This is a genomic window from Gaoshiqia sp. US2 (assembly GCF_059705485.1).
In genome coordinates this window covers 4,196,614-4,222,740 of record NZ_AP048550.1, presented here as the reverse complement: position 1 = coordinate 4,222,740, position 26,127 = coordinate 4,196,614, and the positions used below count along the sequence as shown (strand labels likewise).

The following is a 26,127-nucleotide window of genomic DNA, read 5'->3' as shown; positions in this document are numbered from 1 at the left end:
TGTCTCGTGTCTTGCGTCTGTTCTTATTCGTGTTTATAAACCTCCCAGCCCAGGTAGTTTCCGATGGCTTCTTCCAAAATACCGGCTACCTGTCCGCGAACCATGGCCACGTGGTGTTCAAAGCCGTTTTTGCACATGTACTTCATCAGGTTTTGCAAGTTGGGAATTTCGCAAACGGCAATACCGCCGTCCATGCCGTACGGATCGTCGGTCATCATTCCCTCGCCGAGGTACGATTTGATCAGTCCTTTGTTGTCGTCGGTCGAAATCCGGAAATAAGTCATATCGCCGGCGGCTACTTTTCCTTTTACAGCACCAAAAGTGTCTTCGCTGCCAAGCACGGTTCCCAACACATCCAGGCTGCCAATTTCAATTTCGTTTTGGAAGAAGGATTTCGGATAGTTGCTGCAATGGGTGCATACCACCTTATTCCGGTCTTCGGCAAAGTTGTTGTTCCAGTCGAGGATGGCCGAAGGTGTTTGGGCGGCCAGCGCCAGGGCATACATCGAGATGGTTCCGGCTACGTCCACTTCACAGGCCGAGGGCATCAGTTTTTCGCCCATCATACTCATGGTAACACAGGCAGCGCAGCCATAGTTTTTCTCGATCGATTCCCAGCATTGCAAGGCCGAAATATCGATGTCATTGTCGTTGATCCAGTTTTCAACAGCAAGGCCAAAGCGGGCTTGTTTGGCAATTTTGCCTTTGCTTGCAATTCCGCAGGCCCCGTAAGCCTGGATCGCTTCCACTTTCTCAGCTACAGCCGGGTCGTTTTCGCTGATTTTGTTGGCGGCGGCAATCATTTCCGACATATCGACCGGAACCACGGTGATGCCGTATTTTTGCAACAGTTTTTCGCTGAACCGCATCGTCTGAAATCCGATAGGGCGGGTGCCGATAGCGCCTACACGCAGGTTGCTCAGACCTTTTACGACCCGGCAAATGCCGGCAAATTTGAGCAGGTCTTTGGCAAATTCTTCGCTGTCGAGACTATAAGTATGGTAAATGGTGTCGGTAAATTTTACCCCGTACTGGTAAAAGTTATTGCAAACCGAAAGTTTTCCGCAAAAGGCATCGCGGCGGCTTTTTACATCCACTTTGTCATTGTCGTCGTCGCAGGCCTGTACCAAAACAGGTACATTCAGCCCCGACATTTTGATGGAGTTGACCACGCCCAGCTCATCGCCGAAGTTGGGCAGCACCACCAGGATCCCGTCGATGATGTCGCTGTTTTTCTTAAACAGGGCGGCACATTTTACCGCATCGGCATAACCTTCGATGTTTCCGGTGGGCGTTTCTTCTTCAGGTAGAATGACATAGCCAAAGCCCATGCTTTCGAGTTTTTGCAACACTTTTTTACGGGCATCAACCGCTAATTTGAAATTAAAGATATTGCGCGTGGCAATGATGACACCAAATGTTTGTTTTTTCAGCTTCATGGTTATTCTTGTGTATTCGTTATTGAAAAATCCTTGTTCGATATTGGTCATTGATCCTTCACTGCAACCGTGCTCGTTCCACGGCTCTTTGCCAGCCGGCGTAAAGCTGTGTCCGTACAGCGTCGTCCATTTTCGGTTGAAAGAGGTGCCCCGATTCTCTCAGCGCTTTTATTTCATCCAGATCTTTCCAGAAGCCGGTGGCCAGTCCTGCCATAAAACTTACGCCAAGCGCCGACACTTCTTCCACTTCTGAGCGGGCGACATTCCGGTCGAGCATGTCGGATTGAAAGTGCATCAGAAAATCATTCCGGCTTGGTCCCCCGTCAACGCGTAATTCCGTCAGATGAATCCCACCTTTTTCTTCCATCAGGCCGATTAAGTCCTTCACCTGGTAAGCAATACTTTCCAATGCAGCCCGCACAATGTGGGCTTTGGTGGTGTTGCGCGGCATACCCGACAGGCAGGCGCGGGCCTGGTTGTCCCAGTACGGCGCGCCCAGGCCGACAAAGGCCGGTACCAGGTAAACGCCGTTGTTATTGCTAACCGATGTGGCTAAAACTTCGGTTTCGGAGGCATCGGCAATCAGCTGAACCTCGTTTTTCAGCCAGTTGATGGTGTCGCCGGTGCAGTGAATATTGCCTTCAAATACGTAGTAAATTTCGTTATCCAATCCGTAGCCTACTGATGTAACCAGTCCTTCAGGCGCATCCAGCGGTTCCGTGCCAATGTTCATCATGATTGACGAGCCTGTGCCATAGGTCGCTTTGGCCATGCCGGCGGTAAAGCAGTTCTGTCCGAACAAGGCGGCATGTGAATCGCCCAGCAGTCCGGCAATTGGAACCGGTTTGCCGAACACGACGTCCGGGCGGGTATAGCCGAAGATCTCATTACTAAACCGGACTTCAGGGAACATGTTTTTATTTAAGCCGAATAAGCGGATAAGTTCCTCGTCCCATTGCAGGCTGTGGATATTAAACAGCATGGTGCGGCAGGCATTCGAATAGTCGGTCGCATGAACGGCCCCCTTGGTTAGTTTCCATAAAAGCCACGAATCCATGGTTCCTAACAGCAACTCTCCGTTTTTAGCTTTTTCATCCAGTCCGGGAGTATTTTTCATGATCCAGTGCAGCTTGCCGGCCGAGAAGTACGGATCGATCACCAGGCCGGTTTTTTGCCTGATCAGTTCGCTGTATCCTTTTTGTTTGAGTTCGGAACAATAGGCTGCCCCGCGCAGGCACTGCCAGACAGCTGCCCTGCAAACCGGTTCCCCCGTGTTTTTATCCCAGATCATAGCTGTTTCGCGCTGATTGGTGATGGCGATACAGTACAGATCATTTTCGTTTATTTTCATTTTCCCAAACACATCGCCGATGGCCACTAAGGTGTTTTCAAAGATCTCGACCGGATCATGTTCCGTGAATCCCGCCTCGGGGTAGTATTGTTGGTGAGGAATGGTGGACCTGTATTCCGGTTTTCCCTGCCGGTTAAACAAAATGGCCTTTGTCGCCGAGGTACTTTGATCGATTGCCAATATATATTTTCGGAAGCTGCTCATAGCTGATAACAGATTATAGGTTGCAGTTCAAAACTTCATCATTAGCGGGAGATTCGGATACCCGTTTAGATGAATTTTGCGAAAACAAAAATAAAAGAAAATAATCGAAAACAAAAAGAGAATGAATTTTTTTCGTTTTTCAGGAGGCGGCGGGGAAAAGTCGCAGTATTTAGTAGCAGTATTCAGTATTCACTCTCAGTGTAGCGGTTTTACTCAGGTACTTTTTAGTTCCAGGTTCCAGGTTCCAGGTTCCAAACTCCAAGCTCCAAGCCGCAAGTGACCAGTGACCAGTGACTAGTGAATTCTGAAGAACTGTTTAAGCGATAATCAGTTTGATGTCGTTTTTTTGGAGCATATCCATTTCTTCCTGTTTGAGGTTGGAGTCCGTGATCAGGTAATCGATCAGTGAAAGCGCGCCCAGGCTGGCAAAAGAACTTTTCCCGATTTTGCTGGAATCGGCAACGAGATAAACCACATTGGCCGACTCGATCATGGCCCGCTTCACGCAGATGTCGCTGATGCTTGGATAGGTCAGACCCGATTTCAGGGTGATGCCGGCTGTTGCAAGGAACAATTTATCGACGTGCAGGCCTTCAAAAAAATCGGCCGCTTTTTGCCCGGTAAGCGAAAGGGTGGGCGCCTTAAATTCGCCCCCGGTGACCACGAGGTTAATCTCCGTGTCGACCCCTAAAATGAGGGCAATATTCAGTGAGTTCGTAATCACTGTCAGATTTTTGAAGCCGGAGATCAGCCGGGCAATTTCAGTTGTCGTCGATCCTGAATCAAGAATAATGGTATCGCCATCGTTGATCAGGCTAACCGCTTTTTTGGCAATAATCGCTTTTTCAGCAAGCTTATCCTGATTTTGAAGCGTGATATTCTTTACGTTCAGGCCAATATCTTTCAAATAGGCCCCGCCATGCTCCCGCTCGATAAAACCATCTTTCTCGAGTTTTTCCAAATCCTGGCGAATAGTTACTTCGGTCACTTTAAAAATTTTACTTAACTGAAGTACCTTGGCATGGCCATCTTCACGGATCATTTCAAGAATTTTTTCCCGGCGGTGATGTGCTAACATAAGTATCCAATTTTAGGTTCTCGACTATTTTTCGCGTTCAAGGTATGCAATGAGTTGTTTGATGGTGATGAGTTTTAAATCCAGTTTTTCCGCTAAACCAACCAGGTCGTTATATCTGGCCATCGAACCGTCGGCGTTCATGATCTCGACAAGCACACCCGCAGGTTTTAAACCGGCCAGCCGGGCGAGTTCAACGGCTGCCTCGGTATGTCCCGGACGTTTTTTTACACCGCCCCGATGTGCTTTGATCGGGAAAATATGTCCCGGTCGGCCCAAATCATCCGGCCGGGTACCCGGATCGACCAACGCGTAAATGGTTTTGGCCCGGTCGTGTACAGAGATTCCGGTGGTGCAGCCATTCCCGATCAGATCAACCGATACGGTAAAATTGGTGGAGTTGACCGCAGAGTTTGATTTCACCATCAGATCCAGCTCCAGTTCCCGGCACCGTTCTTCGGTGATGGCTGCACATATCAATCCCCGGCCTTCTTTTGCCATAAAATTGACTATTTCAGGAGTCACCAATTCGGCTCCAGCTATAAAATCGCCTTCATTTTCCCTGTGCTCGTCATCTGTCACAATGATGACCTTTCCTTTTTTAATTTCGGCAATTGCTTCTTCAATTTCCTGATAATTGGTATTTACCATTGATCCGATTTTTAGAACCGCAAATATATAAAATAAAAAGAAAGCAAAAGAAAATGTATCCGTAAGCATTTTGGCAGAATACCATAAGAGCGGACCTGTCTGATCCCATTTTGGATCAGTTTTATCTACGCTTTTTAGGCCGATTAAAAAAATCCTCAAAAATGAGGATTGAATCTAATGAATGCTTGTCGTAACTTTATGTCATGTTAAATAGGAGATAAAATATCTATCCATCAAGTGGTTAGATGAAATATAATTGTACTTTTTATTATAAATTAGAATAAGACTAAATAAATACAATTAATGATCTACGAAACATTGCAGATATTGAAGGAGCAGCTGGATAATTATTTGACGGAAGAGGGATTCGATAAAATTGTGACACTCGACAACATTGCCCTTTGGGACCCTAACGGGAACGGAAACTCGAATCTGGACAAAAAAGTAGTGATTACCCTTTTGAACATGGAGGAAGAAACTACACTGAAAAATATGCCCAACAATAAAATGAAGGATGGTTTAACCGAGTATAAAAATCCGCCCGTTCATTTAAACCTGTATCTGTTGATCACGGCAAATTTTGATAAATACGAAAATGCGTTGCGCAGTATCTCAAAAGTGATCCGGTTTTTTCAGGGTAAAAAAGTGTTCACCTCGGCCAATACGGTTTACAACCGGACCAATGTGGCTTTTGACGTGCTTGATTATTTCAAATTCATTGTGGAGTTGTACACGCCCGATTTCGAAAAACTAAACTATGTATGGGGAACCCTGGGAGGAAGGCAACTTCCTTCGGTGATGTACAAGGTTCAACTGGTTCAGATCGAGAGAGACAAGAAATTGTCGGCTTCCGGGGTCATTACGCATGTTGGTGGTGTATTAAACGATATCGGCTCATGACATTTTCAGTAAAATACGTTCCCCTTTTTAAAGTCGACCTGTTCCATCAGTTTTTTCTGGATAAAGGAAGTACGCCGTTTGTCGGCATGGCGCAGGCAGATCAAGACAAGCAGTTGAGTTTATATAACAGCCAGTCCTTCGCCGGTATTTACCCTACCCGGGAATCGCGCCAACTGTTAAACGGGCATCAGTTGGTTTTTAAGCCCGGACCGACAGGTTTTACGATCTGGACGCGGCTCACGGCCGACGATGATGGCACGCCCTTCATTCCGTTGGCCGATGATTTGAGTCTGACTTTTCTGATTCAACTGAAAGACCCGCGTTTCCACAATTATACCAATCTGGACCTGAATGAGGCCGGTAGCCTGATGTATTTTTCGAACAGAAGGTTGCCGGCCGAACCCGGTACATTTCCCCTGATTGGAAAATCGGGCGATAACCTGACCGTTGATCACTCATTTGGTTTAAGCCCCGGCAGTAAAAAGGCAGAACTCCTGAAACTGGCGCCACCGGAGAAAGAGAATCTTTTTGGCTTCATCCGGATTTTTATGAAGGCCGATGTCAGTTCGCTCAACATGACCGATGCACAGGGGAAGCTTCAGGGAGCAACTCCCGCCTTTGAACTGCTGTTTGAAAACCGCAGAACATTTTGGCGATACATTTTCAACCAGGACCAAACCGTGAAACCCGGAGATGATGTTGTAAAAGAAAATGCCAGTAACCGGGTATTGATTACCAAAACCGAGCACCCGCTGACCCTAAGCGGATTTATTTCGATCGAACAGGACGGGCAGGAACTACCCAACCCGGATGTCCGTCTGATAAAACCGGATGCTTCCACCAATAAAATTTATTCAGAAATATACATGTAAAACTAAAGAGCAAGATTATGGCAACATCTTACAAAACACCAGGCGTTTATATCGAGGAGATATCCAAATTCCCTCCCTCGGTGGCGCAAGTAGAAACTGCAATCCCGGCCTTTATTGGCTATACTGCTTCGGCGGTCGTGGGTGGGGTCGATTATCACACGGAAGGAATCATCCGCCCGGTGAAAATTGGTTCGCTCCCCGAATACGAATTTTATTTTGGAGGGGCTCCCGATCCCTCTGAAATTAAAGTGGAACTGAATGCAGACAATTCGGTAAAATCGGCCGAAGTGAACAGCATCAATCTGCTTTACGATACCGTCCGTATGTTTTATGTAAACGGGGGAGGAGACTGCTATGTCGTTTCTGTTGGCGCGTACAATACCTCCGAATCGGATGTGGATAAAGAAGAATTGCTTGCCGGGCTGACTTCACTTGAAAAAGCAGATTTACCTACTCTGCTGGTGATTCCCGAAACAGTGCATCTTTCGGTGGCAGAGGCCGGCGAAGTGCATGCCGCCATGCTCAGCCAATGTAATAAGTTGCAGGATCGTTTTGCCGTGATGGATTTGGTGAACGGCGAACAGGATATTACTCCGACTCTCGATCCTGTTGCCGATTTCAGAGAAAACGTGGGCATGAATTACCTGAAGTACGGCGCCGCCTATTATCCCTGGTTAAAAACTACGCTATCGTTCAAAATTGACTACGATTCCATTGTCGGCGGAACATTCACGAAAGAAGGATCGCCTGTTGCCGATGTTAAAGCATTGTTCAACAGCGCTGTGGTTGCACCCATTGATTCCGTTGATACGGATATTGCCGCACAATCGGGTCTGAGCCTTCCGACAATAGGCGATATCAACAACCGGCCATCGCTGGTGACAGCCGCCGGAGATTTGTATGCTTATTTCAAAGATTTTTTCGACCTGAGCTTTTCCGATAACGATACCTCCGATAAAAATTCGGCGGCAAGTATCCATGCCCGGTTTGTCGCTGCCGGTTCAAATTTTAACAGTTTACTGAGTATCCTGTTCGACTATAACCATTTCAGCCAGTCGGCCAACAGCGAAGCTCCGTCTCCTACCTGGGACAATCCGCTGCTGACAGACGATTTTGATGCCGATTTCGGCCCGCTGACCTTTGCGGCGCCCGCGACAGACAAAAACGACATTTATACCGCCACGGCTACCGCCGCGAATGCTGCCCCTTACTTCAAAATCTTACTGGGGAAATTGAACGCGGTAGTCAACGGATTTTATGCGGAGTTGAAAGCAGTCCGGGCCAACCGCACAGAGACCCTCAAAGATGTTGACCCGGTTTACCGGAGTATTGTTGACGCGATCAGGCAACAAGGCGTGGTATTGCCGCCCAGCGGGGCTGTTGTTGGCCGGTATGCTGCCGTCGACCGTGAACGGGGCGTCTGGAAAGCGCCTGCCAATGTTAGTCTGGCCGCGGTGAAGGGACCAACCGTAAATATTACCCACGAAGATCAGGAAAGCCTGAATATTGACACCGAAGCCGGAAAATCGGTTAATGCCATCAGGGCGTTCACCGGGAAGGGCACCTTGATTTGGGGCGCCCGTACACTGGCCGGGAATGATAATGAATGGCGATATGTCCCGGTTCGCCGGTTCTACAACATGGTGGAGGAGTCGGTAAAAAAAGCAACGGCACAATTTGTTTTTGAACCCAACGATGCCAATACCTGGGTGAAAATCAGGGCCATGATCGAGAATTTCCTGATTCTGCAATGGAGAGCGGGAGCATTGGCGGGAGCTAAACCCGAAGAAGCATTTTTTGTGCGCGTGGGCCTGGGACAAACAATGACGGCACAAGATATCCTAAATGGCTACATGCACGTCGAAATCGGGATGGCAGTCGTCCGCCCTGCCGAGTTTATCATCCTGAAATTCTCTCATAAAATGCAGGAATCCTAATCTGTTAAAAACATAAAAATCATACAATTATGGCTATAAATTACCCATTGGTCAAGTTCCATTTCCAGGTTGAATGGGGAGGAACAAAAATTGGATTCACCGAAGTCTCCGGTCTTGATGTGGAAACAGAAGTTGTGGAGTACCGCCACGGCGCCAGTCCGGAATACTCCAAGGTGAAAATGCCGGGTTTGCAAAAATTCAGCAACATCACGCTTAAGCGCGGCACCTTTGCCAGCGATAACGAGTATTATAACTGGTGGAACACCGTGAAGCTGAATACGATTGAAAGGCGCGATATCACCATCAGTTTGCTGAATGAGGAGCATGAGCCGGTGATCAGCTGGAAAGTGAAAAATGCCTGGCCGATCAAAGTCCAGTCAACCGACTTAAAAGCCGACGGAAACGAAGTCGCGATCGAGTCGATGGAGTTGGTACATGAAGGACTGATCATTCAAAATGACTGACAATGAGCAATTATTATCCTCCTTTGGCCTTTCACTTTAAGGTGGAGTTTACCAATCTGAAAAGTGAGTACGAATTTCAATCGGTATCCGGTCTGACGATCGATTTTGATACCGAGGAATTTGCCGAAGGAGGTGAAAACCGGTTCAAACACAAATTGCCTGTCAGAACAAAGTTCCCCAATCTGGTTTTAAAACGTGGGCTGCTGACCGATTCCTCCCTGGCAAAATGGTGCCGGGAGGCGCTCGAAGATTTTAATATTTCGCCCACCGACCTTACGATCAGTTTGTTGAACGAAGAACACGAACCACTGATGACCTGGAACGTCGTTCATGCCTATCCGCTGAAATGGGCCATGGCCGATTTTAATGCAGAAGAAAGTAAAATGGTGATCGAAACCATTGAGCTGGCATACAACTATTTTAATATCAAGTAGCATGCCTATTGAAATAAAAGAACTGCATATCCGGATCAACGTGGACGAAAGTTCGCAAGCAGCAGGTTCCGAACTATCAAAAAAAGAGGAACAGGATAAGCTGATTGCCGCATGTGTGGAACATGTTATGGAACTATTAGCTAAAAACAGGGAGAGGTAAGATGAGCGGAGAACTGATAAAATTGAGAATTAAAGCCTTTCGTGATGAACGGTTTTCGGATGAAGTGGCCGACGGGGAGTTTAAAACCCTGTTAAACCCTGAAAATTATAAGTTCAAGTATAAAATTGAACAAAATGAGGAACAGGCTTCCGGAACCAGCGCCATGGCGCCCCGTTTCAATAAGGCTTTGCCCGAAGATCTTGAACTTCAGTTTGTTTTTGACCGCACCGGCGTGCTTGTCGACTACAATTCGCCGGGCGGAGAAGGCCATAAGACGTTTAAGGACGAGGGCGGAGGCATCATCGACGATGTGGAGCAGTTTAAAAAGGTGATTTTCGATTACAATGGCGACGAACATAAGCCAAACTACCTGATCATCTACTGGGGGACGCTTCTGTTCAAAGGCACCCTCGCCGAAATGGACATCACCTTTAAACTGTTCAAAGCCGACGGAACTCCGCTAAGGGCGGTGGCAAATGCCAAATTCAAAGGTTTTGTTGAGGACGATTTGCGGGTTGCCCGTGAAAATAACAGTTCGCCCGACCTCACCCATATCCGTATTGTTAAGGAAGGAGATACGCTCCCGTTGATGACTTTCCGGATATACGGCGATTCGAAATATTACCTCGAAGTAGCTAAAGTGAACCAAATTTCCAATTTCAGAAAACTGAAGGTGGGACAACAGATCTTCTTTCCACCTCTCGAAAAAGTTTAAATGAAATGCCTCAGTCCGAAGTCATAAATACAGCTCAGTCAGCCGATTTAATCACGCATAAAATTCTGATTGAAGGAGAGGAACTATCCCGGTCGTATTCCGTTACGGGTATTACCGTGGAGAAGGAAATTAACCGTGTGCCCCTGGCTAAAATCGTCCTGATTGACGGAGACCCGGCTGCCCGCGACTTTCAGTTGAGCAACCAGGATTTATTGATTCCCGGGAAGGAGATTGAAATTAAAGCGGGTTACCATTCCGACGAACAAACCATCTTTAAGGGGATTGTAATTAAGCACAATCTCAGGATCCGCTCCAACCAAGCCCATTTACTTATTGAATGCCGGGACAAAGCGGTAAAGCTGACCATTGGCCGCAAGAGCAAATATTTCTACGAAAGTAAGGACAGTGATATTCTGGAAGAAATCATCGACGCTTATGGTTTGGAAAAGGAGGTGGAGGCAACCGGCGTGGAACATAAAGAACGGGTGCAATACCAGGTATCCGACTGGGATTTTTGCGTCGTCAGGGCGCAGGCCAACGGGAGGATCGTGGTGGTTGACGATGGCAAAATAACCATTAAAAAACCGGGGTATGATCAGGATGAAGTTGAAACGGTAAGCTACGGCGCCAGCTTGCTGGAGTTCGATGCCGAAATGGATGCACGAAACCAGTTTCAGCAGGTGACCTCCTATGCCTGGGATGCTTCGGGACAGGAATGGCTCGAAATTGAGGCCGACAGCCCTTCGCTGCCGTTGAACGGGAACCTGAGCCCCGACGATTTAGCCTCGGTCGTTAATTTGCAGAAACTCGATTTTAAAAGTGGCGGCGCTACCCCCGATGTTGAATTACAGGAATGGGCCAACGCCAGGGCCTTGTTTAATCAACTGGCAAAAACCAGGGGACGTTTGAAGTTCCAGGGTATTCCGGCTGTAAAACCAGATACGGTCGTGAAACTGCAGGGCGTGGGCGACCGGTTTAACGGGAAGGTGTACATTTCGGCTGTTCGTCACCAGATTACGGAAGGAAACTGGACGGTTGACGCCCAGTTTGGAATACAGCCGGACTGGTTTTCAGAGACGGTTAATATCAGCGACACCCCGGCTGCGGGCTTAATGGCCCCGGTAAACGGGCTGCAGATCGGAATTGTCACCCAGCTTGAAAACGACCCCAATGGAGAGGACCGTATTCTGGTCCGTCTGCCGGTGGTCGATCAGCAGGGCGAAGGAATTTGGTCGCGCGTGGCCACCCTCGATGCGGGCGAAAACCGAGGTTCATTCTTCCGCCCCGAAATCGGCGACGAAGTGATTGTTGGCTTCATTAACGAAAACCCAAACGATGCCATTGTATTGGGAATGATGAACAGCAGCGCCAAACCGGCGCCCATTGCTGCCAGCGATGATAATCACGAGAAGGGATTTACAACTCGCAGCGGGATCAAATTCATGTTTAACGACGAAAAAAAGTCGGCCACGCTGGAAACACCGGCCGGAAAGAAACTGACGCTTGACGACGATGCCGGTCTGATTGAACTGACTGATGAAAACTCGAATAAGCTTTTGATGGACGCGGATGGCATCACCCTCGACAGTCCGGCAGGCATCACCCTGAAATCAAGCGGAGATATTACGATTGAAGGCATAAATGTTTCGGTAAAAGCCAGCGCTCAGTTTAAGGCAGAAGGGTCTGGTGGGGCTGAGGTCTCGACCAGCGCCATTGCTGTTTTGAAAGGTTCGTTGGTACAAATAAACTAAGATGGGAGCAGCAGCACGGATAACCGATATGCACACCTGCCCGATGGTGACAGGTACCGTGCCCCACGTGGGAGGGCCTGTTTTGCCACCCGGCGATCCCACGGTGTTAATCGGCGGGATGCCTGCTGCCCGGGTGGGCGATATGGCTACCTGCACGGGGCCGCCCGATTCCATTGTCATGGGTTCGTCAACGGTATTGATTGGCGGCATGCCGGCTGCCCGGATGGGCGATTTAACGGCACACGGAGGAGTCATTGTCGCCGGATGCCCCACCGTTTTAATTGGAGGATAACAGATGGAAACAAACAAATCATTTCTTGGTAAGGGCTGGAGCTTTCCGCCCGAGTTTAGTAAGGGGACAAATGCCGTGGTCATGCTCGAAGATGAAGATGATATCCGGAGCAGTCTCGAAATCCTCTTGTCAACCCGGCTGGGCGAACGCATCATGGTTCCGGATTATGGATGCAACCTCGAAGAGCTGTTGTTCAACCCTTTGAATCTGACATTGAAAACCAGGGTGGTTGATTTGATTAAAACGGCCATCCTTTACCACGAACCACGAATTGATGTCCATAAAATTGAAATCGACCCCTCCGACGAGCTGCGGGGCGTATTGTTGATTCAGATCGACTACACCATCCGTACAACCAACTCCCGGAGAAATATGGTTTACCCGTTTTATAAAGAGGAAGGAAACGAACTGTAAAGTATTGATTTATGACGAATTGCGGAAAAGATATCTTATCAGCACGCGAAGGCACCGGGCAGATGCAGCGCTTTGTCAAAGCGTTGGATCCCGAATCGGTTAAACTTAACGATTTCAGTTTGAAAGAATGGATGAAATTTGCATACCGGTTTGCACAGCATGCAAATTATTTCGATCCGGCAGATGCTCTGAATCCGTCCGGAAGTTGGGAAGGCTTTTTTATACCGGATTCAGAACTGGATGATTTCCTGAAGTTGGTTGACGATGGCGAAAATCTGAGTCCGCATTTGGCCCTGTTTGTCAGTTTTGTCCGCTTGCTGGAGTTTTCGAAAAAACGATTTAACAAACTGACCCAAAGGCATCTTGATTTTTATTACCACCAGATCCTGAAAATTGAAAAACTTCCGGCTACTCCCGATAAAGTTCATCTGATTTTCGGGCTGGCCCGAAATGTGGCGGACGAAAAAATCAACCTGGAAACCGCGTTGGATGGCGGAAAAGATTCTCTCGGCAAAAAACGGATTTATAAAACTACCGAAGAACTGATCGCCAACAAAAGCCGGGTTGCCCAACTGAAGAATGTCTATACCGATCATGAGAATAAAAAGATGAAAGCCGCCAATAAAGCAGATTCATACGACGGGAACGACGCCGCATTCCCGAATGATGAGGTAAAATGGTGGCCTTTCGGACACTATGGCGATGCTGCCTACCCGGAGTTGGCCGATGCAAAAACAGGCTTCGCCCTGGCATCAACCATCCTCGAATTAAAGGAAGGAATGCGAAATGTGCAAATTACGGTTGATTTCGCCTCAAGTCCGGGTGCCGTTTCTTTCCAAACGCTGCAGGATCAGATCGCGATATATTGTTCGGGCGAAAAAGGATGGCTTGGCCCGTTTCAGGTATTGCCCCAGCTTGAAGATGAGAACGGGAACGTGGTGTTTACTTCGTCGATGAACAGTGGACAAAAGAAGCTGAAAATGGCATTTCAGATCCCGAAAGAGGAAGAAGCGCTGGTTGGCTATCAGCCGGAAGCGCTGGGCGAAAGCTTCAATACAACAAAGCCTGTATGCCGAATCCTGATAAAAACCGGAAATGGAAACGGCTTTGATTTGTACCGGAACCTCGTGTCGCACGAGATAAAAAAGCTGACCCTAAACGTCCAGGTAAGCGGCATAAAAAGCCTTACGCTTGAAAGCGACATCGGTACGCTAAATGCCGAAAAGCCGTTTTACCCATTCAGTACGCAACCCGTTAAACGGTCAAATTTTTATATCAGTTATCCCGAACTTTTCAAAAAAAGCTGGAAGAACCTGGAAGTTGATATAAAATGGAAAAATACGCCTGAAAGCACAAATGCAAGCGTCGATCCTTTTGAAAATCTGTACTATGCTTATCGAAAAGATTACATCTTTCAGGCCAATCCGTCAAAATTCATTACTGCCATGTTTTTTAAGAACGTTGGCGATACGCTCTGGCAATTCAATGCCAAACCCGATAACCTGATCGTTACCAGCGACGCCTATTTTAAAGCCGCCGTTGAAATACTGGAAAAAGAAGACTGGCAAACTATTGATCCGGCAAAGACTTTGTTTACCAAAACCTCAGATGGCAGCTACCGGACCAATTTTTCAGTACCCAACGCAAGTGGTGAAGCCGGGAAAAAAGGACCGGTGCGTTTGTCGCTCAACCAATCGTTTCTGCACGAGTTATTCCCGCGGATTTACGCGCTCGCGTTTACCAGCGAGGAAAAAGATGCCCTGATCCCCAATGAACCTTATACCCCGATGGTGGATAGCATCAGCCTGAATTATGAAGCCGAAGCCGGCATAAAGCTGGAGGCGACTGAAGAAGCGTATAGTAAAAACACGGTTAGCTTATTTCATGAGCATCCGTTTGGCCAATCCGAAGAACATCCCTGGCTGAAAAGCCGGTTGAATTTTCTGACGGACGAGGACAAAAAAGTCAGACTGCTCCCGGCCTATTGTAAAGGAGGTGAACTGTATATCGGCCTCGAAGAGGCTGAAAACATGCAGCAGGTTTCGTTGCTGGTGCAGGTTTTGGAAGGCAGCGAGAACCCGCTTGCCGAGTCATTTACCGGAAAACAAAAGGCCGAATGGTCGGTTTTATCACAAAATGAATGGAAAAGCCTCGATTCCAATTTTATGATTTCGAATCAAACAGACAACTTCCTGAAATCAGGGATTGTGCAGTTTTCCATTCCGGCCGATGCCACCAAGGATCATACCCGTCTGCCCGCCGGTTTAGTCTGGATAAAAGTGAAAATCCACAAGAATTACGATGCGGTATGCAAAACCATCGCGATTCTGGCGCAGGCCGTTCCGGCCGAATTTGCACCCGACGGGAATGATTTTCTGCACCTGGAGAAAGGGCTCGAAGCCAAAACGATATCAAAGCTGGTACAGCGCGTGGCAACTATCAAAAGCATATCGCAACCGTTTTCAACCTTTGGCGGCGCCCCCGAAGAATCGGACCTGGCCTATTACCGGAGGGCGAGCGAACGCCTGCGCCATAAAAACAGGGCCGTCACGCTGTGGGATTACGAACATATCATTCTACAGCAATTCCCCGAGGTGCATAAAGTGAAATGTCTCAATCACTCGTCCGAAACCTCATTCCTGTCGCCCGGCGATGTGTTGGTCGTGGTGATCCCGGATATTGTGAACAAAAATGTGTTCGATATTTTCCAGCCGCGGGTCAGCAAGGCCACGCTGAACGCGATACAAAAACAGATCAATCAACTCAATACCCTCCATGTAAACGCGAAGGTGATCAACCCCGATTACGAAGAAGTGACCGTGAGCATGAAGGTGAAATTCCATGCGGGTTACGACGAAAATTATTACCTGAAGGTGTTGAACAAAGATATTACCCGCCTGCTTTCTCCCTGGGCCTTCGAAGAAACCGCGGCCATCGAATTCGGCATCACGCTGCACCGGAGCGTGGTCATCAATTACATCGAAAAACTGACCTACGTGGATTATGTGGAAGACGTGAAACTGATTAAAAACGGCGAAATAAGCCTGGCACGGGTAGCGCCTTCGTGCCCGAAAGCCATTCTTGTTTCGGCCAGGCAACACCAGCTAAGCACCGATATAAAAAGTTGTACCACCATCATTGAAACGAAAGAAACATGCCGGACTTAAACAAACATATCAGCATCCCCAAGAATGTATCTGCCCAAAACGACCTGGATTATTCGTTTTTGAGAAAGGAAGGGCAGAACTATATTGAACAGCTTTCGGGGCGGTTGTGGACGGATTACAATTCGCACGATCCCGGCATAACCATCCTTGAAATGTTGTGTTATGCCATCACCGATCTGGGGATGCGTATGGATTTGCCCATCGAAAACCTGCTTGCCCCCGGAGATCAAACAGCAAAAAAAATAGAAGATCAGTTTTTTAGAGCTTCCGAAATTTTACCCTCCAAGCCGGTCACAGAGCTCGACTACCGAAAGCTGTTCATCGACATCGACGGGGTGAAAAACTGCTGGTTGAAACCCTACAGGAAAACGGTTTACGTTGATTGTAAAAACGATCAGCTTTCGTATAATCCGGAAGATTTTGCCGCTACGCACGAGGATTTCAGAAAAGAGTTTATTCTGAAAGGATTGTATTCGGTGATCGTGGATTTTGATAACGACATTGAAACGGCGGCTCAAATCAGCGATGTAAAAGATGAAATAACAAAACGCTTTCATGCCAACCGGAGCCTGTGCGAAGATTTAATCGATATTCGCGAAGTCGACGTCCATCCGGTAGCTGTTTGCGCAAGCATCGAACTGTTTCCCGAGGTCGATGAAGAGTTGGTCCATGCCAGGGTATTGCGGGCCATCAGCCAGTATTTTTCTCCTTCCGTGAAGTTTTATTCGCTCAGTCAAATGTTTGAAAAAGGGTATGCTTCCGACGAGATATTCGAAGGTCCCCTGCTGACAAACGGATTTCTCGATACCAATGAGCTGAAAGCAGCCACCCTGCGTACCGAAGTCCGCCTGTCGGATCTCATTCAACTGATCATGAATATCGAGGGGGTGAAAAATATCAAAGACATTTCCATGACCGATTGTCAGAACCCGGACGATGAAGCTGATGGCTGGCTGATTTGCATTGACGAAGGTAAAAAACCGGTGCATTGCCCCGACAGCGCTTTCAGTTATTATAAAAGTCTTTTGCCGGTCAACATCAATCAATCGAAAGTGGAAGCTTACCTGGCCGAAATGGATGAGGCGGAGAATCAGGAACAGGCGCTGGCCCGGATCGACATGGAAATTGAAACACCCGAAGGAATTTACCTGCAAACCGGCGATACCACCACCATTCAAAACGATTTCCCCGATACGTACGGAGTCGGGCAAACCGGTTTGCCATCGACCGTTAAAACTGCCCGGAAATCGCAGGCGAAACAGTTGAAGGCCTATCTCTTGTTTTTCGACCAGATTCTGGCCGGTTATTTTGCACACCTCACGAACGTGAAAGAACTGTTGTCGGTGGATAACCGGTTGAAATCAACCTATTTTGCACAAGCGGTGAACGATATTAAAGATTTCGAAGAACTCGTATCCGGTTATTCGGCAAACGATCCGGAAGAGTTGACTAAACTGTTGTTTGACGGGCTGGATGATGTGGTTGAACGGAAAAATAAATTACTGGATCATTTGATTGCCCGGTTTGCTGAGAAATTCAGCGACTTTGCCTTCCTGATGAAAGAATTGTACGGCAGTTTTGCCAACCAGGCCATTCTTTTGGCGAAAGAAAATTTTCTGAAAGAATACCCGGTGGTCAGCCGCGAAAGGGGAAGCGCGTTTAATTATTACCAACAGCCGGCATCCGAACTGTGGGATACCTCCAATATCGCGGGCGTACAAAAACGAATCGCCCGACTCACCGGCATGAAAAACTATAACCGCCGGAACCTCTCCGGCTCTATTGTCGAATTTTACGACCCCGACGAAACGGATGACAAGGAAGTATACCGCTGGCGGATCAGGAATCAGTTTGGAAATATCGTTTTGTCGGCTACCGAAAATTATCCCGCCTTGTCGCTGGCCGAAAAAGAAATGTACCTGGCGATGATCCGGATTATTGAAACCTCGCCGGAAACGGTGATCGAAGCCTTTAAACAGGAGATCAAGGATGAGGATGAAGTTGGAAATTTTGAAATTCAGCGTTCTGAAACCGGGAAATATTCCTTCGATGTGATTAACCTGGAAGCTCCGGCCAGCAGCTCGGCCCGGATTATTGCACGGCAGTACAGCTACTACAATACCCAGGAAGAACTGAAGCAGGCCATCCTCGAAATCATCGGGTTTATGACCACCATTTTTACCGAAGAGGGCATTTTTCTGGTTGAACATATCCTGTTACGCCCCGATGTTACCCAAACGAATATCCCCCTCGGACAGTTTATGCCAGTTTGCACCGATAACTGCGAAAGCTGTGAGCCGGTTGATCCGTATTCGTACCGGGTCACCATTGTGCTTCCGGGATGGACCTACCGGTTTTCCAACATGGACTTCCGGGAATTTATGGAAGACCTGATCCGGAAAGAACTCCCGGCGCATATCCTGCCCCGCATTTGCTGGATTGGTCACCGCCGGGGCAAAGTGCCCGACGAAGAAAATGATATGCTGCTGTTCGAAAAAGCCTATCAGGACTTTCTTCTGGCAAAAACCAATGCCGGGCAAGCACAAGATGAAATGAAACTGAAGGAATTCATTGAAATACTCAGCAAGTTAAACTCCGTTTATCCATCCGGAAAATTAATCGATTGCGATGATGAAGATGATGAATTGGCAGGCAGGATCATCCTTGGCCGCACCAATATTGGAAACCTTTAATTAAAACGTTATGGCAGCAAAATTAGTCCAAATCAGTACACAGTACCATACATTTGTCGACGACCAGGTGTTAACCAAGGACCAGTTGAATGAGTTTATCAACTATTTTGAAGATCAGGATCGCCTGTCGCGGATCTTTTTGAGCGGAGTTGGTCTGGTTTGCGGCTTTAGGCTCGCATTCGATGCGGCCAAACCATCCGTAACCATTAGCCAGGGGGCCGGTGTTACGACCGACGGCGATCTGATCAACCTGTACGGAAACCTGACCGGCGCCGGCCTGAAATCCATCGACCTGGAAAAGATTGAATACGCGTGGGTAAAGAAATTTGAAGACAATTTGGCCAACTACCGGTTTTTTAAACGACTGGTCACCATCGACGGGAATGTCCAGGAAGAACCGTTGGACTTATGGGAAATTCTGCCCGGGGAATCTGAAACCGCAAAGCCGCTGAATACGCTGCCCGACCTGAAAAATAAAGTGGTTGTGTTGTACCTCGAATCGTATGCCAAAGAAGGAGACCTGTGTACGGCGATCGACTGCGACAACCAGGGCGTCGAGCAGGTGGCCAGGCTCAGGGTGTTGCTGGTTTCCAAAGCCGATGCCGCTTATATGGCCTCGATCGACTCCATCTATTCAAAACACAACCAGGAAGACGTGGTCGTTAACCTTCCGGCCGTTGCCGTTCCGCGGGTGGTGCTGAGCCAGTTAAATACCTCAAACTACAACGAACTGAAACGGGCATACCATACGGCGCTGGTGCAAAACGTCAACCTGATTGCCGGCCTGACGGAAGGAATCAGCAAAATGGCCAAAACTTTTGAACCCGTATTGAAATTAAATATCTCATCGTCTGCGCTTGATAATTACATCGCCAAATTAAAAAGCATGGTCAATTTCGGACCATACAGTGTTCCGTTTAACATCCAGTACCGGTACGATTGTGTCAAAGACATTACCGATACCTACAACGAAATTAAGTCGCTCCTGCTTTCGCTGAAAGAGCAATGCTGCCCCGATATCCATGCCTTTCCGAAACACCTGATGCTGGGTTGCCTCGACGAAACCGAAAACGACATCAAAAACTACCGGCATCAGTTTTATCCTTCGCCCATTCTTAACGGAGGAAACAGTCGGGTTGAACAATGCCGGACCCTGGCGTTGCGGCTTTTCCGGCTTATTTCCGATTTTAAAATTACAGCGGGCGAAACCCGGATTACCCCATCCAATAAATTGACGGATTTAGGGTTCAAAGCCATCCCGTTCTACTACGAGCTGAAAGATGATCTTCTGCATCGCTGGGATTTCTTTAAAACAAAGATTCACTTACAAAAAACGAACTTATCCTATCATACATCGGCCCTGGCGCCGGTTCCTCACGTACAGGAACCCTTGTTGTATAACACCGACCGCTTTGATTTTTACCGGATTGAAGGACACCAGGGGAAAGATTACCGCAAGGCGATAGAGGAAATTGACAATCTGAAACGAAAATACGGCTTGTCATTCGATGTAAAAGCTTTGTCGTTAAACATAAACCAGGAAACCCTGAATGTTGACGACTACGAATGCGAATTTGAAGATTTGAATGTTTTGCTGAAAGCCTGGACAACCGAGCAGGAATGTATCCTGGGACAGGTGGCCGGTTTCTTTTCGGGTTTTAGTGTCGCCCAACCGGGAGCCAATGTGAAAGAATCGCTGGCGGCGGGAAGACTGGCCGACTCGCGTTTATCGGCAGCTTCGGTCAGTTTTGCATCCGGTTTATCATCCGGAACAACAGCGGGAACAAAAGAAAAAGCTCAACTGTTGGATACCTCCGCGTACAAAGTAATCAGTTCGCCAAAGAGCAATGTCATTGCCGACAACCTGACCCTCGACAACGATGCGTTGGGTAAGGTGATGAAGACCGCGCTGGAAGAAACAAAAGGAGGTTCGGTAAACGACATTATCGCCAGGGCCAATTTCCTGGTTGCCGATGCGGTAAATACCGACGCCTGGAAAGAACAGCCCGAAATAAAGAAGTTTGTAATTGACGGATCGATCGAGTTAATGGCCTACACCCACGTGTTGTCGCAAAAAATGCCCGGGCTTATCCGGGATGTGAATATCGCCGGCGTAAACACTTACAAGCTGACGATGGAGGAGCTTTGCGTTCGGGTAAAACGGCTGAAAACCAGCTATCAAAACCTGGAGCTTTCATCCAACCTGAAAGCCTTGATGCAGGTGTTAATTATCCAGCTTTCGTCCATTTGCTGTTCGGCTAAAAAACTGGAGATTCTGCTGGATGAAATCAATAAGCGGAAAGAAGCCATCATCATCCGGTTACAGCTTTCAAAATTCATCGACAAACATCCCGGCGCAGAGCATAAAGCCGGGGTTGAACCGGGGGGAACCTTTATCCTGGTTTATTTGAATAAAGTTCAACCAACACCGGGAACAGCGCCTGCCGGACTTACAGCCGGCGCCTCGCGGGAATTGCTCACCTCGGCGGCATCGCTTTCGACAAGCCTTTCTGCAAGCCGGATTTCGACAAACCTGACCCATCTGGCTCCAACCGAACCATCTATCAGTAGCTTGTCGGCAGCCGAAAGGTTTGGATTGGCCGGATTATCGGGACAGGTGATCCAGGCGGCCGATGTGCCCGATAATACCGTGGTCGCCGATTTTTCGCTTCCGTACATGTGTTGTTCCGATTGTGCCCCGGTCAACTTTATTGTGCCCCGGCAACCGGTTTCACTGCGTTTGGAGCAGGATCATTTCTGCCTGGGCAAAGACGTCAGCCCGCTAATATTTGAAGTTTCTCCCGACGATGGCGTCATTAAAGCCAATCCGGAAACGGAAGGAATGACCATCGAAGGAAATAAGCTGTCGTTCGACCCGGAAACCTTCCCCGATGAGATGTTGGGTAAAACCATCCGTTTTACGGTGAACGACCAGATCACGCAAACTGAAATAACCGTGTACCGGGCCGTTCAGTTCGATTTTGAGGTTCCCGAATCGCCCACCTCCGAAACCACCATCACCTTCGTTCCAACCGGAAACCTCGATGGCGCAAGCTTTTTGTGGAGTTTTGGCGATGACAACCTTTCAACCGAACGAAACCCGACTCACACCTACCGGCTACCGGTAAATGATGAAAACAAAGTGATTGTTTCGTTGACGGTGACAGCGGCAAACGGTGTTTGCCATGCGACGGTTGAACACGAAATTGCCTTTAAAATGGAAGAAACAAAGATCAGTTTAAAGGAATCCGATTTCTGTGAAAACGACAAAACCAATTATCCGTTCGAAATCACTCCGGCAGGTGTTCAGGCTAAAATTGAGGGGAAAGGGGTACAGCAAAATACTTCCGGAACCTTTGTATTTATCCCTGCAATTGCTGGACCCGGACAGGTTGAGTTTATATTAAATGGCGCACCTTCAGGTTTGGTTGTGACGGTGCATCAGGCACCGGTGGCCGCGTTCAGTCACGAACAAGCCGGTAATCAATTAATCCTGACGAACAATTCGACCGGCGCTATCGCCTATGTCTGGACGATTAACGGAGACAAACTTGAACGAAGTGATTCGAGCCCGGTAATCATCGGATTAACGCCTAACAGCCCGACAGGTTGGCGGGTTAGCCTGGCTGCCATCAGCGAATTTTGCGGCTCTGCCGATTCAGGAACGGTCAGTTTCGAAACCCGGTTTGAGGAAGAACCGGTGGATCATTGTATCGACGAAACCAAAGCCTCGTTGCTGATCGACCAAAAAAGGCTGAGCGGGCTTGACTTTGATTCCGACTTCGTTCATCCGATCTGGTTGAAAACAATGGAGTTATACGGTGGCTCGCGGGCTTTCGGCAAAGGGATACTCAACGATGTCGACAACTTCCTTTCGGGAAAAAACAATCCGATGCTGCCTGATTTGTTTATCGGGTTATTGTCCGAAACAGCCGAAATAATCGCCCGGCTTCATCCTGAAGAAAACAAGGAGGAATATCTCCGGATGCTTGAACTGTTCCGGCTACAATTGCAGTTGTTCTATCACATCCTGGGATGTCAGGATCCCGCGGTGGTCAAAGAAACCACTGAATTTATCCAACAGGTTTTTGAAGTCATTCTGAAAACATTGAAGATGCTGAAAGAGAGACAGGTAGAGTTGCCTGCAAGCTTAAGGGACTTTCTGAAAATGTATATCGTGAGGGTGAAGAACCTGGAAATCGTCCTGAAACATGTTGAAACCATTTTGAATGAAGACCTGGTATAACATGAACGGAACAAGCCATATTATCGAGAAACTGATTCTGGAGGTCAATACCAACCGTGTAGATACGGCTCATGCGATCAAAAATAAAATTGATTCATTTTTTAATAAAGAACTGAGCCCTTTGCTGGAAAAGCTTTTCGCGGAATATGACCTGCCTGACGCTATACTACGTTTCGATGAGTTGAACATCGATCTGTCGGTCAGCGACTGGACAAATACCAACCAATTGAAACTGAATTTAACCGACCGCCTGGAAAAGCGGCTGAAGTCGTCCATTCAAATTGACTTCAGATCGGGGAAACCCGCTTTTTCGGTCATCAATCAGGAGGATATCCGGGTTCGTAGCCTGTCGGTGACGGAGAATTACGCCGAAATCTTCTTCTATTTTCTGAAAAACGGCTGTTATCCCTGGTACGGTGTCGAACAACAAATCCGTGAACTGGAGAAAAAAGAAAACTGGGAAAAGTTTTTTGACGACAAGGCGTTTGTCCGTAAGTTGAAAGCCTTGACACTTGAGTATAACTGGGTGTTTCAGCGTTTCGTCTGGCAGTTTCCGACAGAGATGATCCTGGCTTTTTTATCCAAAATCAATCCGGTCCTGATCAATTTCGAACGCGATTTGCTGAAAATGACCCGTAAGGTGAATGCGGAAATCAGAAATGACCTGCTGCTGATGCTTTTTACCATTTCAACACAAAAAGAAACAACCAGAGTGGTTTCGTCCATTCAACGAAATTTTGAGAAGTTGAAAGAAAAAAACGATCATCATCCGGCGGTTTCCAATTTGCCCGACGTGTTGAGCCATCTGATTATCCTTACCGTCCCTAAAAAGGTCATCTCAAATAAGCAAATTCAGGCCATCATCAGCCAGGGTTTGCCGGAAATTTCGGGGAATGATGGTCCGGATTTAAGAGATCATTCCGCTGACCGGCGGGAAAAACAGTCGGCAACGGCAGACAAACGACCGGATGATATTCAGGAAATTGCTGTTCGGAATGCAGGACTGGTGCTGGTTCATCCCTTTCTGAAGCAATTTTTCAAACAGATTAGTCTTACCGACGAGCAGAATCGGATTCAACCCGAAAAGCGGGCGATAGCCGTGCAAGCCTTGCATTACCTGGCAACGGGGAATGAAGTTTTTTTGGAGGGCAAACTGGTTTTTGAGAAATTTCTATGCGGAATACCTCCAGAAATGCCAGTCCGGAAACAAAGTAAACTGACCGCGAAAATCAGGAATGAAGCTAAGACCGTACTAAATGAAATCATCAAAAACTGGACTGCTTTGAAAAAAACATCTCCCGACGGTTTACGCCAGTTGTTTCTGCAACGTAACGGAAAGCTGATCAGGGGAAAAGAAAACAGGTTCAAGCTGGTGGTTGAGCGCAAAGCGCAGGATCTGCTGCTGGAAAAACTGGCATGGAATATTTCGCTGGTAAAATTACCGTGGAGAGAAGATTTGTTGTACGTTGATTGGTAGTATGTTATGAAAACAAAAGTGAACATGAAGAGATGGAGGGACCGACGGAACTCTCCTTTTTTTAACGCCCGGAATATTTCGGGATTTTTTGGTTTACAAACAAAATTATCGGTTGGAGAACCCGACGATAAATATGAAGTTGAAGCCGACGCAGTTGCGGACAAAGTGGTGAGCCGCTCCGAGTCAGCCGCTCCGCACTTTTTTGATGCCGGGTCCCCGAACCCTGTTCAGAAGCAGCCTGCCGGGCCTGTTTTGGAAAACCCGCTGGCAGAAACCATAAGTCCGCTGGTACAAAAACAACCGGAGGAGAAAGAAGAACTGCTGCAGAAACAATTCGGAGAGATCCAAAAACAAGAAGAAGAGGAAGAGGAAATGGCTCAGATGCAGGCGCTTGACGAAGAGGAAGAAATTCAGGCCAAACAAGGACAGGGGACAGAAGGTCCCGAAGAAGACAAATTTACCGAGGGCCAGGCGGAAGAAGAGGAAGAAGTGCAGGCAAAACCAAACGGCGCGGCCGCCGCAAGTCCTTCAACCGAAAGTAAACTGAAAAACGGGGGACACGGAAGCCAGATGGATGCCGCCACCCGGCACGAAATGGAGAGCGGGTTTGGAGCCGACTTCAGCAAGGTTAATATTCACACCGATTCGAAAGCGGTGCAACTGAGCAAAGAATTGGGAGCGCAGGCCTTTACCCATAAAAACGATATTTATTTCAACGAAGGAAAATACAAGCCCGATTCGAAAGAAGGAAAACATTTACTGGCTCACGAATTAACGCATACAATCCAGCAAACCGGGGCGATCCCCGTTAATTTACAGTTTACCATTGGCGACGGGCACGACCTGACGGCTGCCCGCTTTTCGGGTGATGCCGTGCTGGAGGCTTGTCTGGATAACGAACGGCTATTGCGGGTTGGCGACAGCGGACCGGCGGTATCGCTTGTGCAGCAGGCATTGGTCGATGCCGGATTTCCACTTCCCCGCTTTGGGGTCGACGGTATTTTTGGAAACGAAACCCGGCGTGCATTACAGGATTTTCAGCGGGCTTCGTCCTTATCGGCCGACGGAATACTGGGCCCAAATACGATGTCGGCACTTGATGCTTTATTTTCAGGGGGGGCGCCATCTCTGCCTCCGGCAATTCCGGTAGTTCCTCCACCAACCAATCCGCCGGCCATTACCTCCGAAACCATCAAAAGCGCTCCCGACGGAAGTCCCGATACCCGGCAAATCGTCGGAGTAGGCGAGCGGGTGCGCTTTACGGCCGACACCAGTGGTACCTGGTCGGTTTCCGACGGACGTATTATCGGGTTAAATGCAGGGGCCAACGTTGTTTGGGAGGCGCCGCCCGTGGCAGCCAGCCCGACGATTACGCTCACGACGCCGGGGGGAACCAGGGTCGTCCCTTTTACCGTTGTCGCGCCTGACGCCTTAAGTATGACCGTGGCAACGCGCGATGCCATTCCTGCCGGTACTGCCGGAGCCTGTATGATCACCGATGTAACGGTTAACCCGTTGAACGTAAATTTCGGACGTACACAATGGCTCGAAGTCCCCGGCCCGGCAACCAATGTTTCGGGTTATTTTAACCAGTTTGCCGCCGCGACGATTTTCCATAATCCAAATCCCAATTACCTGCCGTTCAACGATAATAATGCGGGTCTGCGCGATCACGCTTCCTGGCATGCCGTGCCTGCTCCCTTCTCGTTCGGCACCTTTGAGTGGGTGATACCCAACCGCTACAAAATTGACGGCGAATCGGATGCACAGGGAAGGGTGTTTACCAATACGGTGCAGGCTTTTACCATGTTCCCGGGTGGAACCATGATGATTACCAAAGCGGGCGCGTTTGTCATCCGGTTTATCAACAATACCGTAATCTGAT

The 26,127-nt window shown here is 48.1% G+C and carries 19 protein-coding genes; 15 read left to right on the top strand and 4 right to left on the bottom strand.

From position 1 onward, the window contains the following. Positions 1–23 precede the first annotated feature (23 nt). The 4 genes from AC6H3C_RS16745 to ribB all read right to left on the bottom strand — a co-directional run bounded on the left by AC6H3C_RS16745 (position 24) and on the right by ribB (position 4,720). Entirely contained in the window at positions 24–1,439 is a 1,416-nt protein-coding gene (locus AC6H3C_RS16745) for an L-fucose/L-arabinose isomerase family protein (protein ID WP_497516557.1), read from the bottom strand. Positions 1,440–1,497: 58 nt separating this feature from the next. Further along, the gene (gene glpK / locus AC6H3C_RS16740; protein WP_497516556.1) at positions 1,498–2,994 is read right to left on the bottom strand and encodes a glycerol kinase GlpK; all 1,497 of its coding nucleotides are present in this window, start codon (positions 2,992–2,994) and stop codon (positions 1,498–1,500) included. Positions 2,995–3,310: 316 nt separating this feature from the next. After that, complete coding sequence (locus tag AC6H3C_RS16735) at positions 3,311–4,072, bottom strand: DeoR/GlpR family DNA-binding transcription regulator (RefSeq protein WP_497516555.1); 762 nt, start codon at positions 4,070–4,072, stop codon at positions 3,311–3,313. A gap of 24 nt (positions 4,073–4,096) precedes the next feature. Then, the gene (ribB, locus tag AC6H3C_RS16730) at positions 4,097–4,720 is read right to left on the bottom strand and encodes a 3,4-dihydroxy-2-butanone-4-phosphate synthase (protein WP_497516554.1); all 624 of its coding nucleotides are present in this window, start codon (positions 4,718–4,720) and stop codon (positions 4,097–4,099) included. 303 nt (positions 4,721–5,023) lie between these two features. Here ribB and AC6H3C_RS16725 point away from each other — a divergent pair, with 303 nt between their 5' ends. From AC6H3C_RS16725 to AC6H3C_RS16655, 15 genes are read left to right on the top strand one after another with little or no spacing between them, the layout of a single operon-like run. Then, positions 5,024–5,620 (top strand): Pvc16 family protein, encoded by a 597-nt coding sequence (locus AC6H3C_RS16725; protein WP_497516553.1) that lies wholly within the window; start codon positions 5,024–5,026, stop codon positions 5,618–5,620. Next, on the top strand, positions 5,617–6,492 hold the full coding sequence (locus AC6H3C_RS16720) for a hypothetical protein (protein ID WP_497516552.1): 876 nt from the start codon (positions 5,617–5,619) through the stop codon (positions 6,490–6,492). Before AC6H3C_RS16725 ends, AC6H3C_RS16720 begins: the two co-directional genes overlap by 4 nt. 17 nt (positions 6,493–6,509) lie before the next feature. Next, positions 6,510–8,429: a phage tail sheath family protein gene (locus AC6H3C_RS16715; RefSeq protein WP_497516551.1), complete on the top strand. Its 1,920-nt coding sequence runs from the start codon at positions 6,510–6,512 to the stop codon at positions 8,427–8,429. Positions 8,430–8,458: 29 nt separating this feature from the next. Continuing rightward, on the top strand, positions 8,459–8,893 hold the full coding sequence (locus AC6H3C_RS16710; RefSeq protein WP_497516550.1) for a phage tail protein: 435 nt from the start codon (positions 8,459–8,461) through the stop codon (positions 8,891–8,893). 2 nt (positions 8,894–8,895) lie between these two features. Next, on the top strand, positions 8,896–9,327 hold the full coding sequence (locus tag AC6H3C_RS16705) for a phage tail protein (RefSeq protein WP_423126893.1): 432 nt from the start codon (positions 8,896–8,898) through the stop codon (positions 9,325–9,327). A 1-nt stretch (position 9,328) separates the two neighbouring features. Continuing rightward, entirely contained in the window at positions 9,329–9,487 is a 159-nt protein-coding gene (locus AC6H3C_RS16700; RefSeq protein WP_497516549.1) for a DUF5908 family protein, read from the top strand. Between the two features lies 1 nt (position 9,488). Beyond that, positions 9,489–10,202: a CIS tube protein gene (locus AC6H3C_RS16695; protein WP_497516548.1), complete on the top strand. Its 714-nt coding sequence runs from the start codon at positions 9,489–9,491 to the stop codon at positions 10,200–10,202. Positions 10,203–10,207: 5 nt separating this feature from the next. Then, positions 10,208–11,953, top strand: a complete 1,746-nt coding sequence (vgrG, locus tag AC6H3C_RS16690) for a type VI secretion system tip protein VgrG (RefSeq protein WP_497516547.1) — start codon at positions 10,208–10,210, stop codon at positions 11,951–11,953. 1 nt (position 11,954) lies between these two features. Next, the gene (locus AC6H3C_RS16685; protein ID WP_497516546.1) at positions 11,955–12,245 is read left to right on the top strand and encodes a PAAR domain-containing protein; all 291 of its coding nucleotides are present in this window, start codon (positions 11,955–11,957) and stop codon (positions 12,243–12,245) included. Positions 12,246–12,248: 3 nt separating this feature from the next. Further along, positions 12,249–12,659 (top strand): GPW/gp25 family protein, encoded by a 411-nt coding sequence (locus tag AC6H3C_RS16680; RefSeq protein WP_497516545.1) that lies wholly within the window; start codon positions 12,249–12,251, stop codon positions 12,657–12,659. Positions 12,660–12,670: 11 nt separating this feature from the next. Further along, positions 12,671–15,826, top strand: a complete 3,156-nt coding sequence (locus AC6H3C_RS16675) for a baseplate J/gp47 family protein (protein WP_497516544.1) — start codon at positions 12,671–12,673, stop codon at positions 15,824–15,826. Beyond that, positions 15,814–18,519, top strand: a complete 2,706-nt coding sequence (locus tag AC6H3C_RS16670) for a baseplate wedge protein (RefSeq protein WP_497516543.1) — start codon at positions 15,814–15,816, stop codon at positions 18,517–18,519. The genes AC6H3C_RS16675 and AC6H3C_RS16670 overlap by 13 nt, the downstream gene beginning before the upstream one ends. Positions 18,520–18,529: 10 nt before the next feature. Then, the gene (locus AC6H3C_RS16665) at positions 18,530–22,765 is read left to right on the top strand and encodes a PKD domain-containing protein (protein WP_497516542.1); all 4,236 of its coding nucleotides are present in this window, start codon (positions 18,530–18,532) and stop codon (positions 22,763–22,765) included. Further along, the gene (locus tag AC6H3C_RS16660; protein WP_497516541.1) at positions 22,749–24,242 is read left to right on the top strand and encodes a contractile injection system tape measure protein; all 1,494 of its coding nucleotides are present in this window, start codon (positions 22,749–22,751) and stop codon (positions 24,240–24,242) included. Before AC6H3C_RS16665 ends, AC6H3C_RS16660 begins: the two co-directional genes overlap by 17 nt. A gap of 24 nt (positions 24,243–24,266) precedes the next feature. After that, positions 24,267–26,126, top strand: coding sequence for an eCIS core domain-containing protein (locus AC6H3C_RS16655; RefSeq protein ID WP_497516540.1), 1,860 nt, complete (start codon positions 24,267–24,269; stop codon positions 26,124–26,126). Position 26,127 lies beyond the last annotated feature (1 nt).

Coding starts and splice junctions, on each gene's coding strand:
- AC6H3C_RS16745 (WP_497516557.1), bottom strand. CDS start 1,439: ATGAAGCTGAAAAAACAAACATTTGGTGTCATCATTGCCACGCGCAAT.
- glpK (WP_497516556.1), bottom strand. CDS start 2,994: ATGAGCAGCTTCCGAAAATATATATTGGCAATCGATCAAAGTACCTCG.
- AC6H3C_RS16735 (WP_497516555.1), bottom strand. CDS start 4,072: ATGTTAGCACATCACCGCCGGGAAAAAATTCTTGAAATGATCCGTGAA.
- ribB (WP_497516554.1), bottom strand. CDS start 4,720: ATGGTAAATACCAATTATCAGGAAATTGAAGAAGCAATTGCCGAAATT.
- AC6H3C_RS16725 (WP_497516553.1), top strand. CDS start 5,024: ATGATCTACGAAACATTGCAGATATTGAAGGAGCAGCTGGATAATTAT.
- AC6H3C_RS16720 (WP_497516552.1), top strand. CDS start 5,617: ATGACATTTTCAGTAAAATACGTTCCCCTTTTTAAAGTCGACCTGTTC.
- AC6H3C_RS16715 (WP_497516551.1), top strand. CDS start 6,510: ATGGCAACATCTTACAAAACACCAGGCGTTTATATCGAGGAGATATCC.
- AC6H3C_RS16710 (WP_497516550.1), top strand. CDS start 8,459: ATGGCTATAAATTACCCATTGGTCAAGTTCCATTTCCAGGTTGAATGG.
- AC6H3C_RS16705 (WP_423126893.1), top strand. CDS start 8,896: ATGAGCAATTATTATCCTCCTTTGGCCTTTCACTTTAAGGTGGAGTTT.
- AC6H3C_RS16700 (WP_497516549.1), top strand. CDS start 9,329: ATGCCTATTGAAATAAAAGAACTGCATATCCGGATCAACGTGGACGAA.
- AC6H3C_RS16695 (WP_497516548.1), top strand. CDS start 9,489: ATGAGCGGAGAACTGATAAAATTGAGAATTAAAGCCTTTCGTGATGAA.
- vgrG (WP_497516547.1), top strand. CDS start 10,208: ATGCCTCAGTCCGAAGTCATAAATACAGCTCAGTCAGCCGATTTAATC.
- AC6H3C_RS16685 (WP_497516546.1), top strand. CDS start 11,955: ATGGGAGCAGCAGCACGGATAACCGATATGCACACCTGCCCGATGGTG.
- AC6H3C_RS16680 (WP_497516545.1), top strand. CDS start 12,249: ATGGAAACAAACAAATCATTTCTTGGTAAGGGCTGGAGCTTTCCGCCC.
- AC6H3C_RS16675 (WP_497516544.1), top strand. CDS start 12,671: ATGACGAATTGCGGAAAAGATATCTTATCAGCACGCGAAGGCACCGGG.
- AC6H3C_RS16670 (WP_497516543.1), top strand. CDS start 15,814: ATGCCGGACTTAAACAAACATATCAGCATCCCCAAGAATGTATCTGCC.
- AC6H3C_RS16665 (WP_497516542.1), top strand. CDS start 18,530: ATGGCAGCAAAATTAGTCCAAATCAGTACACAGTACCATACATTTGTC.
- AC6H3C_RS16660 (WP_497516541.1), top strand. CDS start 22,749: ATGAAGACCTGGTATAACATGAACGGAACAAGCCATATTATCGAGAAA.
- AC6H3C_RS16655 (WP_497516540.1), top strand. CDS start 24,267: ATGAAGAGATGGAGGGACCGACGGAACTCTCCTTTTTTTAACGCCCGG.